Raw genomic sequence first — 16,214 nt, 5'->3', positions numbered from 1 at the left:
GTGGGCAACTGTCAGGTGAATACCATCTCCATACATTCTGAAGTTGGCCAGTTGCGCCGTGTCATGTTGCACCGCCCCAACCTCAGTCTGAAGCGTCTGACCCCTTCCAACTGCCAGGATCTGCTGTTTGACGACGTCCTGTCCGTGGAACGTGCCGGTCAGGAGCACGACAAATTCGCTCAGGTACTGCGCGATCAGAATGTCGAAGTCTTCCTCCTGACCAATCTGCTGGCGGAAACCCTGGACGTGCCGGAAGCCAAAGCCTGGCTGCTGCAACACCAGGTCTCCGACTATCGCCTCGGCACTGCCCTGGCCAACGACGTGCGCTGCTTCCTGGCGGACATGCCTCACCGCGAGCTGGCCCGCATCCTCTCCGGCGGCCTCACCTACTCCGAGATGCCCTACAGCGGCGTCAACATGGTGGTCGGCATGCATGCCCCGACCGATTTCATCATCGAACCGCTGCCCAACCACCTCTTCACCCGCGACACCTCCTGCTGGGTCTATGGCGGCGTCTCCATCAACCCCATGGCCAAGGCTGCCCGTCGTCGCGAGACCAACCACGTGAAGGCCATCTACCGCTGGCACCCGCATTTTGCCGGTCAGGAGTTCATCAAGTACTTCGGTGACGAGGAGCGCGACTACGACAACTCCACCATCGAAGGGGGCGACGTTCTGGTCATCGGCCGTGGCGCCGTGCTCATCGGCATGTCCGAGCGCACCACGCCGCAAGGGGTGGAGCATCTGGCCCGCAGCCTGTTCAAGCACGGTCAGGCCAAGCAGGTCATCGCCATGGAGCTGCCGAAACACCGTAGCTGCATGCACCTCGACACCGTCATGACCCACATGGATGTCGACACCTTCTCCGTCTATCCGGAAGTCATCCGCAAGGATGTGAACTGCTGGAGCCTGACCCCGGGCGGTGCCACCGGGATGAACATCAAGGAAGAGGGTTACTTCGTGACCGCTATCGAGAAGGCGCTGGGGGTGGATCAGCTCAGGCTCATCACCACCGGCGGCGACAGCTTCGAGGCCGAGCGGGAGCAGTGGAACGACGCCAACAACGTGCTGACCGTGCGCCCCGGCGTGGTGGTGGGTTACGAGCGCAACACCTACACCAACGAGAAGTACGACAAGGCCGGCATCACTGTGCTGCCCATCCCGGGTGAAGAGCTGGGACGTGGCCGCGGCGGCGCCCGCTGCATGAGCTGCCCGATGGAACGCGACGGCATCTGACAAGACGGCGTGGCGCCGGCAGAGGCTGGCGCCACACACACCAGAATTCGAGAGTAACACCCATGAAAAAACCAACTGTCGTCGTCGCCCTGGGGGGCAATGCCCTGCTCCGCCGCGGTGAACCTCTGGAAGCCGACATCCAGCGCAAGAACATCGCTACCGCCGCCAAGACCATCGCCCGCATCGCCGAGGATTACAACGTGGTGCTGGTGCACGGCAATGGCCCGCAAGTCGGCCTGCTGGCCCTGCAGAACAGCGCCTACACCAAGGTCTCCCCCTATCCCCTGGATGTGCTGGGTGCCGAGTCCCAGGGCATGATCGGTTACATGCTGATCCAGGAATTGAAGAACCTGATGCCGAGCCGCAACGTCACCGCCCTGCTGACCCAGGTGCAGGTCGATCCCGAGGATCCGGCGTTTGCCAACCCGACCAAGTTCATCGGTCCCGTCTACGAAGAGGCGGAAGCCCGCACCCTGGCTGCCGAGAAGCACTGGGTGGTCAAGGCCGACGGCAAGTTCTTCCGCCGCGTGGTGCCGTCCCCGCTGCCCCAGCGCATCGTCGAAGGCGACGCCATCGAAACCCTGATTGCCCAGGGTCACCTCATCATCTGTACCGGTGGTGGTGGCATCCCGGTGACCTGGGATGGCCAGAGTCTGACCGGCATCGAGGCCGTCATCGACAAGGACATGTCTGCCGCCTACCTGGCCAAGCAGATCAAGGCCGACGCCCTGCTGATCCTGACCGACGCCGATGCAGTGTATCTGGATTGGGGCAAGCCGACCCAGCGTCCGCTGCGGGTCACCAGCCCGGACGAGCTGGCCGGGGTCAAGTTCGATGCCGGCTCCATGGGGCCCAAGGTCGAAGCCTCCTGTGAATTCGTCAAGGCGACCGGCGGCATGGTCGGCATCGGTTCCCTGGAAGATGGCCTCGCCATCCTCAAGGGGGAGGTCGGTACCAATATCGTCGCCACCCATACCGTCAATGCCTGAGCCAAGGCTCTGGTCTGAACAACTGCGTAGTCAATGACACTGCCAAATTGGTCTGAACAAAGATAGAGAGAACTCATCATGGCTTTTAATCTGCGTAACCGTAACTTCCTGAAACTGCTGGACTTCACCCCTCGCGAAATCCAATACATGATTGACTTGGCCATCGACCTGAAGAAAGCCAAATACGGTGGCTATGAGCGCAAGCATCTGGTCGGCAAGAATATCGCCCTGATCTTCGAGAAGACCTCCACCCGCACCCGCTGTGCCTTCGAAGTGGCGGCCTTCGACCAGGGCGCCCAGGTCTCCTACCTCGGCCCGAGCGGTTCCCAAATCGGTCACAAGGAGTCCATGAAGGACACCGCCCAGGTGCTGGGCCGAATGTATGACGGCATCGAATACCGCGGCTACGGCCAGGAGATCGTCGAAGAGCTGGGGGCCCACGCCGGTGTGCCGGTCTGGAACGGCCTGACCAACGAATTCCACCCGACCCAGATCCTGGCCGACTTCATGACCATGCTGGAGCACGGCAAGGGCAAACGTCTGGATCAGATCAAGTTCGCCTACCTGGGTGACGCCCGCAACAACATGGGCAACTCCCTGATGGTGGGTGCCGCCAAAATGGGCATGGACATCCGCCTGGTGGCGCCGAAAGCCTTCTGGCCGGAAGAGGAGCTGGTTGCCACCTGCCGCCTCATCGCCGAAGAGACCGGTGCGCGCATCCACCTGACCGAAGACGTGAAAGAGGGTGTGCTGGGTGCCGACTTCCTCTACACCGACGTCTGGGTCTCCATGGGTGAAGCGAAGGAAGCCTGGGATCAACGGGTGAAACTGATGACCCCGTATCAGGTCAACATGGACGTCATCAACGCGACCAAGAACCCGGATGTGAAGTTCATGCACTGCCTGCCGGCGTTCCACAACGACGAGACCACCATGGGCAAGGAAGTGGCCGACAAATATGGCATGAAGGGCCTGGAAGTGACCGAGGACGTGTTCGAATCCGAGCACAGCATCGTGTTCGACGAGGCGGAAAACCGGATGCACACCATCAAGGCAGTGATGGTGGCTACGCTGGGCGACTGACGTCGTCAGTGGTGCCGGGGGGTGACCCCCGGCTTTTCAACCATGTGACAGCGGCATAATACCTCCAACCCTACGACCCGCAGCCTGCATGGATACCACACCCACAGAAGGAAGCTGGACCATGACCAAATTCAAGTTCCCGTCAGCCTACACGATACTGTTTGTGCTGATCGCCCTGGTGGCCGCCCTGAGCTGGATAGTGCCGGCCGGCAAATACGAGATGACCATGAACGAGGCCCTCGGCAAGGAAGTGCCGGTGGCCGGTACCTACAAACTGGTGGATGCCAATCCCCAGGGGATCGTCGACGTGCTGCTGGCACCCATCGACGGTCTCTACAACCACGACACCTATGAGGCTGGCGCCATCGACGTCTCCCTCTTCATCCTGATCATCGGTGGCTTCCTTGGCATCGTGACCAAGACAGGTGCCATTGATGCAGGTATCGAGCGCGTCACCGATCGCCTGCGTGGCCGTGAAGAGTGGATGATCCCGATCCTGATGGCGCTGTTCGCCGCAGGGGGCACCATCTACGGCATGGCGGAAGAGTCCCTGCCGTTCTACACCCTGCTGGTGCCGGTGATGATGGCCGCCCGCTTCGACCCCGTGGTCGCTGCCGCGACCGTGCTGCTGGGGGCCGGTATCGGTACCCTGGGCTCCACCATCAACCCGTTCGCCACCGTGATCGCCGCCAACGCGGCCGGCATCTCCTTCACCGACGGCATCTGGTTGCGGGTCGCCATGCTGGTGGCCGGCTGGCTGACCTGCGTGGCCTATGTGATGCGTTACGCCAAGATGGTGCGAAGCGATCCCAGCAAGTCCCTGGTGGCCGACAAGTGGGAAGAGAACCGAGCCCACTTCCTCGGCAACAAGAGCGACCAGATGCTGGAGTTCACCACCACCCGCAAGATTGTGCTGGGCATCTTCGTCGCCGCCTTCGCCGTGATGATCTACGGGGTGGCCGTGCTGGGCTGGTGGATGGCGCAGATCTCCGGCGTCTTCCTGGCTGCCGCCATCATCGTCGGCGTCATCTCACGCATGAGCGAGGAGGAGCTGACCTCCAACTTCATCGACGGTGCCCGCGATCTGCTCGGCGTGGCCCTCATCATCGGTATCGCCCGCGGTATCGTGGTGGTGATGGACAACGGCATGATCACCCACACCATCTTGCACAGTGCAGAGGGGATAGTGACCGGCCTCTCCACCATCGTCTTCATCAACGTGATGTTCGTGCTGGAAGTGGTGCTCTCCTTCCTGGTGCCCTCTTCCTCCGGTCTGGCGGTGCTGACCATGCCGATCATGGCGCCGCTTGCCGACTTCGCCAACGTGGGCCGCGAGCTGGTGGTCACCGCCTACCAGTCCGCCTCCGGCCTGGTGAACCTGGTGACCCCGACCTCCGCCGTGGTCATGGGGGGGCTGGCCATCGCCAAGGTGCCCTATGTGCGCTGGCTGAAGTGGGTGGCCCCGCTGCTCGGCATGCTGACTGTGCTGATCGTGCTCTGCCTGAGCCTGGGTGCCGTGCTGGCATGAATGCCGACAGACATAGGGACAACAACGGGAGCCTGGGGCTCCCGTTTTTTATGACAGGCAAGGCGGGGCGCCCGGGCTCTCCCGTGGTCTGTCTCCTTGCCGCGCGGGCAACAAAAAGGCGACCCCGGGGTCGCCTTCTGGCATCCAGCAGGGGTCAGCGGGCGTTTTCCAGGGTGCGCACCACGGCGGCGTGAGCCTGGCGGGTTCGGCTGATGTGGCGCGGGGCGATCAGTACCACGTCGTTGCCGGCCACGGCCCCCAGGATCTCGGGATTGGCGTTGCGATCCAGCAGGCGAGCCACCACGGTAGCGGCCCCCGGGGTGGTATGCACCAGCACCATCTGCTGGTTGTGGACCACGGCGCGCACCATGTCGTGGATGGAGCGGGTGCTGCCGGCGGGCTCCAGCTGCTCGTCCACCAGGGTGTAGACCTTCTTGCCGTTGGCGTTCTGGGCCTTGGCGACCCCGAGACGGCGCAGCAGGCGGGAGATGGTGGACTGGCTGATGTCCGCAAAACCGCGGGCGGAGAGCTCGCGGCGGATCTCCTCCTGGGTGCTGTAGCAGTGCTGGCCGATGATCTGGCGGCAGGCGTCGAGCTGGGCCAGGTCGGACTCTGGTTCTGCTGGGCGGCTGAGGGTGTTGACCATGGCGACTTCCTTTGGCGATGAGCGATGGCGGTCTCGCCCAGTCTGTCGTTCCGGCTTTTCATAGCGAAAAACACTAATGAGGAGCACTCAAGCAGGGGATGAGCGAGGTATATCCATTACGGGATGGCAAATTATAACCAAAGGGGGAATAAGTGATGTGACAGGGTTCAAAAATGGGCCCGATGGGGCCCACATGGATATCTTTTGTCGGCAGGAAATCAGTAGCGTTCGCTGACGATGTCCTGGGTGAAGGACTTCTCGCAGTATTTGCACTTCATCCGCACCGCCCCTTTCACCTCGCGCACCCGGAAGTAGCTTTCCACCGGTTCGTTGTGGGAAATGCAGTTGGAGTTGGGGCAGTGGAAGACCCCTTCGATGAACTCCGGCAGCGCCAGTTGGTGCTTCTTCACCACCACGAAGTCTTCGATGATGTTGACGGTCGCCTTGGGGGCGAACAGGGCAAGCTGGTTGGCCTGCTGCTCGGTCAGACGGGTGTTCTCGATCTTGATGAGATCTTTCTTGCCGAGGGCGCCGGATTTGAGGTTGAAGCCGACGGTGATCCGCTCCTGGGTCTCGATCAGCTGGAATAGCTTGAGGATCTTGATGCCCTGGCCGGCGGGGACGTGGTCGATGACGGAGCCGTGGCGGATGGCTTCGACTTGCAGTTGGTTCTTCTCGGACATGATGTTCCCCTTTCCCTTAGACGGTTTCGTTCAGTACCAGTGCCAGCAGTGCCTGGCGGGCATAGACCCCGTTCTCCGCCTGCTGGAAGTAGTAGGCGTGGGGGGTCTTGTCGACGGCGACCTCGATCTCGTCAACCCGGGGCAGGGGATGGAGGATCTTCATGGTGGGCTTGGCCCCTTCCAGGGTCGCCAGCTCCAGCACGAACTTGGCAGCCATGTGCTTGTACTCGGTCTCGTCGAAGCGCTCCTTCTGGACGCGGGTCATGTAGAGGATGTCGAGCTCCGGCATCACCTCTTCCATGGTCTCGTGCACGCTGAAGCGGATGCCCTTCTCTTCCAGCTCCTCGCAGAGGTAGTCCGGCATGGCCAGCGCCTCCGGCGAGATGAAGAAGAAGCGGCAGTTGAACAGGCTCAGGGCCTGGGCCAGGGAGTGGACGGTGCGGCCGTACTTCAGGTCACCGACGAAGGCGACGTTGAGGCCGTCCAGCTTGCCTTGGGTCTCGTGGATGGAGAAGAGGTCGAGCAGGGTCTGGGTGGGATGCTGGTTGGAGCCGTCACCGCCGTTGATGACCGGCACCCGGGAGAACTCGGAGGCCAGACGGGCTGCCCCTTCCTTCGGGTGGCGCATCACCACCGCATCGGTGTAGGAGCTGATGATCTTGATGGAGTCGGCCAGAGTCTCGCCCTTCTTGGCGCTGGTGTTGCCGCCGTCGGCGAAGCCGATGATGTTGCCGCCCAGGCGCTGGACCGCGGTCTCAAAGGAGAGACGGGTGCGGGTGGAGGCTTCGAAGAAGCAACTGGCGACCAGCTTGTCTTTCAGCAGGCGGCTGTCGGGTTCGGCCTTCAACCGCTGTGCGGTGGCGACCACCAGTTCCATGTCGGACCGGGTCAGATCCGAGATGGAGATGACGTGTTTGTTATAGAGTGGATTGGTCATCGTCTGCATTCCCTTTGGCATCAATGAAGGTTTTTCCGGCACAAAAAAAAGCCCCTGAAACAGGGGCTCTTTTCAAAAAAAACGGGGGATCTGTGGGACGGGAACCGGAAACAACGGGGCCGCTCTGGTGCGCTCCACCCGTCTGCAAGGCTGCTTTTTTCATCAAAAACGGCATTGTCCTGTCCCGACCTTTTTCAAAACCGCACCGATTATAGGGCTGGTTTTTGAATTGTCAAAAATTTATTTCAGAGGCAGGATTTGCCTAGAAAAACGTTTGAGTGTCGCGAACGGGTCGACAAATCCAGAGTGCGTGTTGCGCCTGCAAGGGGGCGCCATCGGCGGCCATGCTGCGCAGGTAGCCGAGCCTGTGGTGCCCCTCCAGCAGGCAGTAGGGATGGGGCAGGGGGTGACCGTCCGGGTAGCAGGTTCCCGGGGCGGTGGCGAGGACGATGACAGGCTCGGACCAGGTGCCTCGGCGCAGCATGTCATCGCCGAGCCAGGAGCGGCGCACGTAGCGGTTGCTGCGCAGCATCTCGCCCCAGCGATCGATCACCTCCATGTGGCGGGAGTCTATCTGCTCGATAATCTGCGCGGTGGGCCAGTGCTCGCACTCGAACTGGTGGCTGGCGAGATCGATAAAGCTCCAGTTGGATTCAAAACCGCGCCAATGACGGTAAATCCACTGGGCGAGCACATTGGAGGGAATGGAGGGCACCAGGGGAGAGACTCTGTCCAGATAGTCGGCCAGGGTCTCCGTCTTGCGCTCATCCCGGAAGTTGAGGGGCGCAAGCTGTTGCAGCAGTCGGTAATTGAGCATGGGCAGCCTCCCTGAGCCTGGTTTCACCCTACCCCCATTTGTGTCCCATTCCTACCCCGTCGGGGCTGCAAATACAGCAGCTTACCCCCGCTCCTTGTTGGAATTGCGGGGATCTGCTCGTCATTTGTTCGATCGCATCGAAAGTAAGAAAAAAAGCCTTTACCTTTGACCTCCGCTTTGTATACTACGCCTCGTTTGTTGCAGGGGCGTAGTTCCAATTGGTAGAACAGCGGTCTCCAAAACCGATGGTTGCGGGTTCGAGTCCTGCCGCCCCTGCCATTTTTCAGAAAGGCCAGCTCATTGAGCTGGCCTTTCGCATTTTCGGCGTTTGCCACCGCCTCCCTTAGCCTCTTTTTCCCCGCTTCGCCGCTGCCATTTCTGCCAATGGAGGCCGCTTTTCCCCTGTGCTACACCTTGCTTCCTGCCAGATGGCGCCCTCAGGCGCATCGCATCCGGCGGGCCCAAGGCGCTTCAACAAGGAGAGAGCGATGAACAAGGCAGTGGATACGCGTCACCCCCATGCCCATGCCGGTGGCTGGGTCCCCCGGGATCAGGCCCATGTGGCGCGCTGGGTACAGCGGCTGCGTCAGGCGGTCACCCGCCAGCCTCGCCCGCTGGTGGCCCCGATCGCCGGATTGAAGGCGCTGGTGGAGCAGGATCCCCTCCTGCATCAGCAGGCCCAGGGGATGTTTGACGAGGCGTGGCAGCATGAGCACAGCACGCCGCTCGGTCAGGTCCAGGTGCACAGCTTCGATGAGTTCCTGCAGCTGCTCAACGGCATCATGACCACGGCCCCGGAAGCCTATCAGAATGTGCAGACCCAGGAGCCCGCCGGGCTGATCGGATTCCCCATCAATGCCCTGCTCAACTGGCCCATGGCGACGGCCGCCGGGTACGACTTCTTCGCCAATGCGCTGGTGAACCAGCAACTGCGCAAGATCCTCGGCTACTGGGCCGATTTCCTGCAAGGTCCCGCGTCCCGCTATGTGCTGACCGAGTCGGTGAGCCCCCTGGATCGCCAGACCCTGATCGTCCCCTGGCTCGGGGAGGTGGCGAAACGGGAGATGGTCAAGGTGGCGCAGGGGGCGCTCGGGGCCGGCGACAACCCCACCCCAGAGCGCTTCGAGGGGATCTTCCACACCGCGCCGGGAGAGGAATACGAGGGCTTCGCCAGCTGGGACGACTTCTTCACCCGCCGCTTCTGCCCCGGCGTGCGGCCGGTGACGGCCCCGGACGATGACAGCGTGATCGCCAACACCTGCGAGTCGGCCCCGCTGCAGGTGGTGACCGGGGTAAGGCGGCAGGACGCCTTCTGGCTCAAGGGGCAGCCCTATTCTCTGGACAACCTGCTGGACTTCGACCCGCGCGCCGCCGCGTTCGAGGGGGGCACCCTCTATCAGGCCTTCCTCAGCGCCCTCAGCTATCACCGCTGGCACAGCCCGGTGAGCGGCACGGTGCGCTCGGTCAAGGTGGTCAACGGCAGCTACTACCTGGCCAACCGCCACCAGGGTTTCGACAGCCCGGCGGGGCCCGACCCCAGCGCCCCGAACCAGTCCCAGCCCTTCCTCACCGCGGTGGCGACCCGGGCACTCATCTTCATCGAGGCGGACAACCCCAGGATCGGCCTGATGTGCGTGGTGCCGGTGGGCATGGCGGAGGTGTCGAGCTGCGAGGTGACGGGGCAGCCGGGGCAGCGGATCGCGAAGGGGGAGCAGCTCGGCATGTTCCACTTCGGCGGCTCCACCCACTGCCTGCTGTTTCGCCCCGGTGTCGAGCTGGCGTTCGACTTCTACGGCCAGCAGCCGGGGCTGGAGGCGACCAACCTGAGGATCAACACGGCGCTGGCGCGGGTCAAATAACCCAGCTGCCGGACAGTAAAGGCCGCCCTTGAGGCGGCCTTGTTGTTGTGAATCCCTCAGGGTTGTCGTTGCAGCAGGAGATCCAGATAGGCGCCTTCGATCAACCGGGAGGGTTCGATACCGAGACGCGCCATGATGTCGTGAGCTTCCTGCATCCCCACCTCGCGCGGTTCGTCATCTTCCAGCACCACTTCCAGTTCGAGGAAGTGACCCAGCCCTTCAACCCGGTCGAGATGGATCCGGGTTCTGCCCACCAGAAACAGGGTCCGCTGTTTTCGCACTCTGCCAATCTGGCCGCAAGCCAGGGTGAGCGTTTCCCGCAGCTTGTCCGGCTCGTTCGTTGGCGTGATGTGGTAGTAGCTCTCCTTCGGACCCTGTTGATCAGGCCTGCGGTAGAAGATGAGCTGGCCTGCCGACGGGGAGAGCGTCCGCAATTTGAAGCGGCCCGATTCACAGCGAAAGAAGGTATCATCCTGGGCGATGTCGACGGGGCCCTTGTCGGCGATGGCCGCAGCTTTGGAGATAAGGTCATCGACCCCGACTATGCGGGCTTTGATCTCGATATTTCGTGGCATGGCAGCGGGTTCTCCTTGAAAACGGGATACCCAATCTAGCACAGCCCACGTTGCCGAGAGGGGGGCAACAGGGGGAGCACCAGTTCGGTTCCTGATGGATGCTCAACCCTGCCCGCCAACCCTCTTTCAGACGCCTGAAACCGCCCTCAAGAGACAGGTCAGCGGGTGCTGACCTGCTCTGCCGGTGCCTGCCCGTCATCCGCGATATGACCTCATGGCCGCCTTAGGGCGGCCTTGTGGTGCCTGCGGGTGTCAGCATGGAATAGTGAACAGTCTGTTGCTGGTAGTGCGTTCTGTTGTTGATAGATGAAAAAATATCAGGATTCACTAAAGACCGTTCATCATTGTGCCGATAGAACTACCAAGATGGGGGTATTCCCGGCCCCCGGCTACCACAAGGATTCGTTGTCATGACTCTCTCGTTGCGCGGCAAGCTGCTCGCGGCCAGCCTGGGGGTAGTGCTGCTGATGGCAGCCCTGCTCGGTATTGTCGCCTTCCACACCCTCAAATCCCGCACCCTTGACACCATCCAGAGCGAGGCGGTCAACTACGGCCACGCCCACTCAGTGGCCATCGGCAACTGGCTTGAGGATCGCAAGCACGCGGTCGACGCCCTGGCCGCCGTCATTGCGCGCGACCCCGACACGGCCCTGGTGCCCCACCTGTTGCAGACCCGCACCTCCGGCGGTTTCGGCCTCACCTATTTTGGTTCGGCGCAGGGGGAGATGACCCGCCACGATCCCGCCCTCAACACCGCCAACTATGACCCCAGGGCCCGCCCCTGGTACCAGAACGCCGACAAGGCGGGCAAGCTCATCGTCACGTCGCCCTATGTCAGCGTGACCATGCAGCAGATGGTGGTGACCCTGGCCGAGCCGGTGAGCCACCAGGGCCGGGTGATCGGGGTGGCAGGGGCGGATCTCTCCCTCGACGCCCTCATCGACGAGGTGCTGGCCATGAAGGTGCAGGGAGAGGGCTACGCCATGCTGCTCGACCGCACCGGCCTCATCGTCGGCCACCCGAACAAGGAGCTGGCGCTCAAGCAGGTGGCGGAGCTGGATCCCGGTCTCACCGGGGCGGCGCTGGATGCGTGGAGCCGCGACGGCGAACTGCACGGCGCCAACCTGAACGGGCGCGAGGTGCTGCTCTCGGTGCAGGGAGTGCCCGGCACCGACTGGCTGCTCGCCATGGTGATGTACAAGGAGGTGCTGGAGGCGCCGCTCGCCTCCCTGTTGTGGCAACTGGTGGGGCTGACCCTGGTGCTGCTGCTGGTGTTCGGTGCCCTGCTCATCGCCATGTTCAACTACCTGTTCGCGGATCTGGGGCGGGTCTCCAGGGCGCTTGCCGACATCGCCCACGGGGAGGGGGATCTCACGGTGCAGATCGCCACCCGCAGCCAGGATGAGGTGGGGCAGCTGGCCCAGAACTTCAACCAGTTCGTGGCGCGACTGCACGGCATCGTCAGCCGGTTGCGGGACGTCACCGTCGAGCTGGCGGCCCAGTCCCGCACCCAGGCGGCGGGGGCCGAGGCCCGCAGCCAGCGGGTGCGCCAGCAGCAGGACGAGATCGTCATGGTGGCCACCGCGGTGACCGAGATGGCCTCCGCCACCCAGGAGATCGCCGGCAACGCCGAGTTTGCCGCCAACACCGCCGGTGATGCGGTGCGCCTCGCGGTGGCCGGCCAGTCCCAGGTCGGCCAGAGCCAGCGCAGCATCACGGGGCTGGCGGGGGAGGTCTCCGACGCCAGCCAGACCATCCACGAGCTGGATGGCCACGCCCAGCAGATCAGCGGCATTCTGGCCACCATCAGCGGCATCGCCGAGCAGACCAACCTGCTGGCCCTGAACGCCGCCATCGAGGCGGCCCGGGCCGGGGAGCAGGGGCGCGGCTTTGCCGTGGTGGCGGATGAGGTGCGGGTGCTGTCGCGCCGCACCCACGACTCCACCGCCGAGATCCAGCAGATGATCGAGGCGCTGCAGCAGACCACCCGCAAGGCGGTGGGCGGCATGGAGACCAGCCGCCAGCTGGCGGGCACCAGCGTGGAGGACGCCGAAGCGGCGAATCTCAGCCTGGGCAGGATCAACGAGGCCATCGGCGCCATCAGCGACATGGCGACCCAGATCGCGGCGGCGGCCGAGGAGCAGACCTCGGTGACCGGCGAGATCAGCCGCAACACCGAGAATATCCGCCACGTCTCCCAGGCGCTGGCGGCCCAGGCTGGCGAAGAGGCCGCCCAGGCGGCCCAGCTCAAGTCTCTCACCGAGCGGCTGGAGCAGGAGATCGGGCGCTTCCGGCTCTAGGCTGCGACCCGGATGTGACAAAGGCGACCCCGGGGTCGCCTTTATTCATCCTGTGTATGGATATTAATTCGTCATGCACCCGCTGAATAATGCCGGGTCCTGGCCCTGCAACGGGTGCAGGCAGAGGCTCAGAGGGGCTTGATGTAGCTGTAGAACTCGTTGTCCCGCTGGTAGCCGTGCCCTTCGTAGAGGGCCTGAGCCTGCCGGTTGTCGGTGGCGGTGCTCAGCATCAGGAAGGCGGCGCCCGTCTCCTGGCCGTGGCGATCGGCCCGCGCCAGCAGCGCCTGGGCCACCCCCTGCTGGCGGGCCGCCGGCGCCACGAACAGATCGTACAGCAGCCAGACGGGCTTCAGGGCGAGGGAGCAGAACAGGGGATAGAGGTGGGCAAATCCCAGCACCTCTCCCGCCTCGCTCTGGGCCACGAAGAGCACCGACTCCCCGGCGGTGCAGCGCTCCAGCAGGAAGGCTTCGGCGGCCTCGGGCCGGGCAGGCAGCCGGTAGAACGCCCGGTATTGCACGAACAGGGGGGTGACCAGGGGAATGTCCCCGGGGGTGGCCTGGAAGATCCTCATGGGGCGTTCCCCGCCGGATCCTGGCTGACCCAGATCAGCCGGTCGGTGGCAAAGCCGAGCCCCCGGGCCCGCTCGACCAGGGCCTCTACCTTCTCTTTGGGGGGATGGGGCGTGCGGGAGAGGATCCAGAGGTACTGGAGGTTGTAACTGCTCACCAGGGAGAGCTCATAGTCCGTCGCCAGCACGTTGTAGCTGCCGTAGAAGGGGCCGAAGAAGCTCACCTTGAGGCGCCCCTCGTCGCTGTCACCCACGAAGTAGGCGCGCCCCTCGGCCTCGCGCCACTCCCCCTGTTCGTCCTGCCCCCGGTTGATCACCCTGACACCACCGTCATCCCGCAGGCTGTAGGTGGCGGTGACCCGGTTCAGGCCGCGCTCGAAACCGTGATCGAGGCGGGCCACCTCGTACCAGGTGCCCAGGTAGCGGTCGAGCTGGAAGGGCTTGACCACCTGGTGTCCCGGTGGAATGCCGGTGCAGGCGGTGGCCAGCAGGGTCAGAACGAGCAGGATCAGTGTGCGCATGTCATCCCTCCACGATACGCAGTTGTCCCGAGCGGAAGCGTGCCGCGTGTTCGCTCGGGGTGTTGCCAAAGAAGCGTTTGTATTCGCGGCTGAACTGGGAGCCGCTCTCGTAGCCTACCTTGTCCGCCGCCACCCCGGCCTTGAGGCCGTCATGCAGCATCATCAGCCGCGCCCGGTGCAGGCGCAGGGTCTTGATGTACTGCAGGGGCGAGGTGGCGGTGGCCGCCTTGAAGTGGTGGTGGAAGGCCGAGACGCTCATGTTCGCCTCCCGGGCCAGCTCCTCCACCGTCAGGTTCTCGGTAAAGCGCTGCTCCATGATACGCAGCACCCGGGCGATCTGGCTCACCTGGCTGTGACGGCTGGCCATGGCCAGCAGGGCGGGGGCCCCCCCTTCGTGCAGGGCGTGGAACAGGATTTCGCGCACGATCTGGGGCCCCAGCACCCGGGCGTGGAGCGGCTTGTCCATCACGTCGATGAGGCGCTCCACCGCGCAGAGCATGGTCTCGGAGAGGGGCACGGAGACGACGCCGCGACCCGGTTCCGCCGGGGCGGGGGCCGCGTCCCCCATCTCCAGCAGCAGGGCCTGCAGCGCCGCCACGTCGATCTCTACCGAGAGCCCCACCAGAGGGGATTCGGGGGAGGCGAAGCACTCGCACTCGCAGGGCAGCGGCAGGGTCATCATCAGGTAGTGCTCGGGGTCGTAGCGGAAGGTGAAGTCCGAGAGATAGCCCACCTTGTGCCCCTGCAGGATGATGATCATGCGCGGGCGGTAGAGCACCGGGATGCGGTCGTGATGCTCCGTGGTGTAGATGAGGTGCACGCCGGGCACGGGGGCGGCGGTGATCCCCGGGTGGGGAGCCAGGGCGGCGAGTCGGCTGGCGAGGGCGGACTGATGGGTCGCCGCGATGGGCTGATTTGTACTCATTTATCCAGGCTCAGTAGAAATAGGCAATAAATCGGCAGAAAGCTCCCTTGATGGTAGGGGGTTATAAGAGAAAAATGCAACCCATACCTTACCGACTACGACCACCCCGGGAGATCCCATGAACAACTTCATCCTGCACACCCCCACCAAGGTGCTGTTCGGCAAGGGCCAGGTGGCCCAGCTGCGCGGCCAGATCCCCAGCGACGCCCGCATCCTCGTCACCTACGGCGGTGGCAGCGTGGTGCGCAGCGGCCTGCTGGACCAGATCCGCCGCGAGCTGGCCGGCCTGACCCTGTTTGAATTTGGCGGCATCGAGCCCAACCCTACCTACGAGACCCTGATGGGCGCCGTCGAACTGGCCCGCGCCGAGAAGATCGACTTCCTGCTGGCAGTGGGTGGCGGCTCCGTGCTGGACGGCTCCAAGTTCATCGCCGCGGCCGCTCACTACGATCCGGCCAGGGATCCCTGGCACATCCTCGAGACCGTCGGGGGCGAGGTGGCCTCCGCCATTCCCCTGGGCAGCGTGCTGACCCTGCCAGCCACCGGTTCCGAGATGAACATGGGCGCCGTCATCACCCGCAAGAGCTCTGGGGACAAGCAGCACTTCTTCTCGCCCTTCGTGATGCCGCGCTTCGCCGTGCTCGACCCCGTGCTCACCTACACCCTGCCCGCCCGTCAGGTGGCCAATGGGGTGGTGGATGCCTTCATCCACACCCTGGAGCAGTACCTCACCTACCCGGTGGATGCCAAGGTGCAGGATCGCTTCGCAGAAGGGCTGCTGCTGACCCTGGCGGAAGAGGGGCCCAAGGCGCTGGTGGAGCCGGAAAACTACGACGTGCGTGCCAACATCATGTGGAGCGCCACCCTGGCGCTGAACGGCCTGATCGGAGCCGGCGTGCCCCAGGACTGGGCCACCCACATGCTGGGCCACGAGATCACCGCCCTGCACGGTCTGGACCACGCCCAGACCCTGGCGGTGGTGCTGCCCGCCCTGCTGCAGGCCAAGCGCGAGCAGAAGCGCGCCAAGCTGCTGCAATACGCCGAGCGGGTCTGGGATCTGCGCAGCGGCAGTGACGAGGCGCGTATCGACGGTGCCATCGCCGCCACCCGCGATTTCTTCGAGCGGATGGGGATCAAGACCCGGCTGCGGGATTACGTGGCCGACGCCCGGATCGACGCCCTGCTGGCCAAGCTCGAAGAGCACGGCATGACCGCCCTGGGTGAGCACGGCGACATCGACCTGGCCCAGAGCCGGCATATTTATGAGGCTGCCTGGTAAGCAGAGCACGCCTGAACCGGGCCCAAGGCCCGGTTGCACCAGGGGGCCCGAACCCGCCAGCAGGCGGGGACGCGGCCCCCTGATCGTTGCAAAATGGTTACTTTTTCCCTTTTCATCTCATCAGATGAGCCAACGGCAGATTTCGTAAGAACAAAAAACGCTAAGGTAGAGGCCGGGTTAAACATTTTTTTTGACTGGTTGGATCACTTTTTTTAGCGCTTTTTGCTGGTATAAGCCCCTAATTTGGTTTGTTTTTTTTAATCATGG

Annotated in this window: 15 protein-coding genes and 1 tRNA gene; 8 read left to right on the top strand and 8 right to left on the bottom strand. The window is 63.5% G+C overall.

All coding sequences use genetic code 11. The annotated features are described in order from the left end of the window. The first annotated feature begins 63 nt into the window (after positions 1 to 63). From arcA to ACPW74_RS18745, 4 genes are all read left to right on the top strand, one after another. Positions 64 to 1,236, top strand: coding sequence for an arginine deiminase (arcA, locus tag ACPW74_RS18760; protein ID WP_425858430.1), 1,173 nt, complete (start codon positions 64 to 66; stop codon positions 1,234 to 1,236). Between the two features lie 62 nt (positions 1,237 to 1,298). Continuing rightward, positions 1,299 to 2,225 (top strand): carbamate kinase, encoded by a 927-nt coding sequence (arcC, locus tag ACPW74_RS18755; RefSeq protein ID WP_279982108.1) that lies wholly within the window; start codon positions 1,299 to 1,301, stop codon positions 2,223 to 2,225. Positions 2,226 to 2,303: 78 nt separating this feature from the next. Next, entirely contained in the window at positions 2,304 to 3,308 is a 1,005-nt protein-coding gene (argF, locus tag ACPW74_RS18750; protein ID WP_279982106.1) for an ornithine carbamoyltransferase, read from the top strand. A 121-nt stretch (positions 3,309 to 3,429) separates the two neighbouring features. Further along, positions 3,430 to 4,836, top strand: coding sequence for a YfcC family protein (locus tag ACPW74_RS18745; RefSeq protein WP_279982105.1), 1,407 nt, complete (start codon positions 3,430 to 3,432; stop codon positions 4,834 to 4,836). Between the two features lie 154 nt (positions 4,837 to 4,990). Here ACPW74_RS18745 and ACPW74_RS18740 read toward each other — a convergent pair whose 3' ends face one another. The 4 genes from ACPW74_RS18740 to ACPW74_RS18725 form a co-directional block, all read right to left on the bottom strand. Beyond that, positions 4,991 to 5,482: an arginine repressor gene (locus ACPW74_RS18740; protein ID WP_039039633.1), complete on the bottom strand. Its 492-nt coding sequence runs from the start codon at positions 5,480 to 5,482 to the stop codon at positions 4,991 to 4,993. Positions 5,483 to 5,700: 218 nt separating this feature from the next. Continuing rightward, entirely contained in the window at positions 5,701 to 6,165 is a 465-nt protein-coding gene (gene pyrI, locus ACPW74_RS18735; RefSeq protein ID WP_010676006.1) for an aspartate carbamoyltransferase regulatory subunit, read from the bottom strand. 16 nt (positions 6,166 to 6,181) lie between these two features. After that, positions 6,182 to 7,102 carry an aspartate carbamoyltransferase gene (pyrB, locus tag ACPW74_RS18730; RefSeq protein ID WP_010676005.1) on the bottom strand — a complete coding sequence of 307 codons (921 nt, stop codon included), beginning with the start codon at positions 7,100 to 7,102 and terminating at the stop codon, positions 6,182 to 6,184. A 262-nt stretch (positions 7,103 to 7,364) separates the two neighbouring features. Further along, on the bottom strand, positions 7,365 to 7,919 hold the full coding sequence (locus ACPW74_RS18725; RefSeq protein ID WP_279982104.1) for a hypothetical protein: 555 nt from the start codon (positions 7,917 to 7,919) through the stop codon (positions 7,365 to 7,367). A gap of 202 nt (positions 7,920 to 8,121) precedes the next feature. On the opposite strand from ACPW74_RS18725, the gene ACPW74_RS18720 reads away from it, so the two are divergent. Together ACPW74_RS18720 and ACPW74_RS18715 are read left to right on the top strand one after the other, a co-directional pair. Next, positions 8,122 to 8,198: transfer RNA gene (locus tag ACPW74_RS18720), tRNA-Trp, on the top strand. A gap of 209 nt (positions 8,199 to 8,407) precedes the next feature. Further along, entirely contained in the window at positions 8,408 to 9,778 is a 1,371-nt protein-coding gene (locus tag ACPW74_RS18715) for a phosphatidylserine decarboxylase family protein (protein ID WP_425858429.1), read from the top strand. Between the two features lie 56 nt (positions 9,779 to 9,834). Here the strand turns inward: ACPW74_RS18715 and ACPW74_RS18710 are convergent, their stop codons facing one another. Then, entirely contained in the window at positions 9,835 to 10,353 is a 519-nt protein-coding gene (locus ACPW74_RS18710) for a class IV adenylate cyclase (RefSeq protein WP_279982101.1), read from the bottom strand. Between the two features lie 410 nt (positions 10,354 to 10,763). Here ACPW74_RS18710 and ACPW74_RS18705 point away from each other — a divergent pair, with 410 nt between their 5' ends. Next, positions 10,764 to 12,653: a methyl-accepting chemotaxis protein gene (locus ACPW74_RS18705; protein ID WP_425858428.1), complete on the top strand. Its 1,890-nt coding sequence runs from the start codon at positions 10,764 to 10,766 to the stop codon at positions 12,651 to 12,653. 128 nt (positions 12,654 to 12,781) lie between these two features. Here ACPW74_RS18705 and ACPW74_RS18700 read toward each other — a convergent pair whose 3' ends face one another. From ACPW74_RS18700 to ACPW74_RS18690, 3 genes are read right to left on the bottom strand one after another with little or no spacing between them, the layout of a single operon-like run. Continuing rightward, positions 12,782 to 13,225, bottom strand: coding sequence for a GNAT family N-acetyltransferase (locus ACPW74_RS18700; protein WP_425858427.1), 444 nt, complete (start codon positions 13,223 to 13,225; stop codon positions 12,782 to 12,784). Beyond that, positions 13,222 to 13,743, bottom strand: a complete 522-nt coding sequence (locus ACPW74_RS18695) for a lipocalin family protein (protein ID WP_041211937.1) — start codon at positions 13,741 to 13,743, stop codon at positions 13,222 to 13,224. Before ACPW74_RS18695 ends, ACPW74_RS18700 begins: the two co-directional genes overlap by 4 nt. A 1-nt stretch (position 13,744) precedes the next feature. Continuing rightward, positions 13,745 to 14,668 (bottom strand): AraC family transcriptional regulator, encoded by a 924-nt coding sequence (locus ACPW74_RS18690; RefSeq protein ID WP_010675998.1) that lies wholly within the window; start codon positions 14,666 to 14,668, stop codon positions 13,745 to 13,747. 118 nt (positions 14,669 to 14,786) lie between these two features. Between ACPW74_RS18690 and yqhD the strand changes: the two genes are divergently transcribed. Beyond that, positions 14,787 to 15,947 carry an alcohol dehydrogenase gene (gene yqhD / locus ACPW74_RS18685; protein WP_223953864.1) on the top strand — a complete coding sequence of 387 codons (1,161 nt, stop codon included), beginning with the start codon at positions 14,787 to 14,789 and terminating at the stop codon, positions 15,945 to 15,947. The last annotated feature ends 267 nt before the right edge of the window (positions 15,948 to 16,214 follow it).

Source organism: Aeromonas sp. INTO2 (assembly GCF_049860605.1).
Lineage (GTDB): Bacteria > Pseudomonadota > Gammaproteobacteria > Enterobacterales > Aeromonadaceae > Aeromonas > Aeromonas caviae.
This window is presented reverse-complemented; position numbering and strand designations above follow the sequence as displayed.

Bases quoted from the DNA above. Each gene is read 5' to 3' on its own strand.
- arcA (WP_425858430.1), top strand. From the start codon at position 64: ATGTTGCACCGCCCCAACCTCAGTCTGAAGCGTCTGACCCCTTCCAAC.
- arcC (WP_279982108.1), top strand. From the start codon at position 1,299: ATGAAAAAACCAACTGTCGTCGTCGCCCTGGGGGGCAATGCCCTGCTC.
- argF (WP_279982106.1), top strand. From the start codon at position 2,304: ATGGCTTTTAATCTGCGTAACCGTAACTTCCTGAAACTGCTGGACTTC.
- ACPW74_RS18745 (WP_279982105.1), top strand. From the start codon at position 3,430: ATGACCAAATTCAAGTTCCCGTCAGCCTACACGATACTGTTTGTGCTG.
- ACPW74_RS18740 (WP_039039633.1), bottom strand. From the start codon at position 5,482: ATGGTCAACACCCTCAGCCGCCCAGCAGAACCAGAGTCCGACCTGGCC.
- pyrI (WP_010676006.1), bottom strand. From the start codon at position 6,165: ATGTCCGAGAAGAACCAACTGCAAGTCGAAGCCATCCGCCACGGCTCC.
- pyrB (WP_010676005.1), bottom strand. From the start codon at position 7,102: ATGACCAATCCACTCTATAACAAACACGTCATCTCCATCTCGGATCTG.
- ACPW74_RS18725 (WP_279982104.1), bottom strand. From the start codon at position 7,919: ATGCTCAATTACCGACTGCTGCAACAGCTTGCGCCCCTCAACTTCCGG.
- ACPW74_RS18715 (WP_425858429.1), top strand. From the start codon at position 8,408: ATGAACAAGGCAGTGGATACGCGTCACCCCCATGCCCATGCCGGTGGC.
- ACPW74_RS18710 (WP_279982101.1), bottom strand. From the start codon at position 10,353: ATGCCACGAAATATCGAGATCAAAGCCCGCATAGTCGGGGTCGATGAC.
- ACPW74_RS18705 (WP_425858428.1), top strand. From the start codon at position 10,764: ATGACTCTCTCGTTGCGCGGCAAGCTGCTCGCGGCCAGCCTGGGGGTA.
- ACPW74_RS18700 (WP_425858427.1), bottom strand. From the start codon at position 13,225: ATGAGGATCTTCCAGGCCACCCCCGGGGACATTCCCCTGGTCACCCCC.
- ACPW74_RS18695 (WP_041211937.1), bottom strand. From the start codon at position 13,743: ATGCGCACACTGATCCTGCTCGTTCTGACCCTGCTGGCCACCGCCTGC.
- ACPW74_RS18690 (WP_010675998.1), bottom strand. From the start codon at position 14,668: ATGAGTACAAATCAGCCCATCGCGGCGACCCATCAGTCCGCCCTCGCC.
- yqhD (WP_223953864.1), top strand. From the start codon at position 14,787: ATGAACAACTTCATCCTGCACACCCCCACCAAGGTGCTGTTCGGCAAG.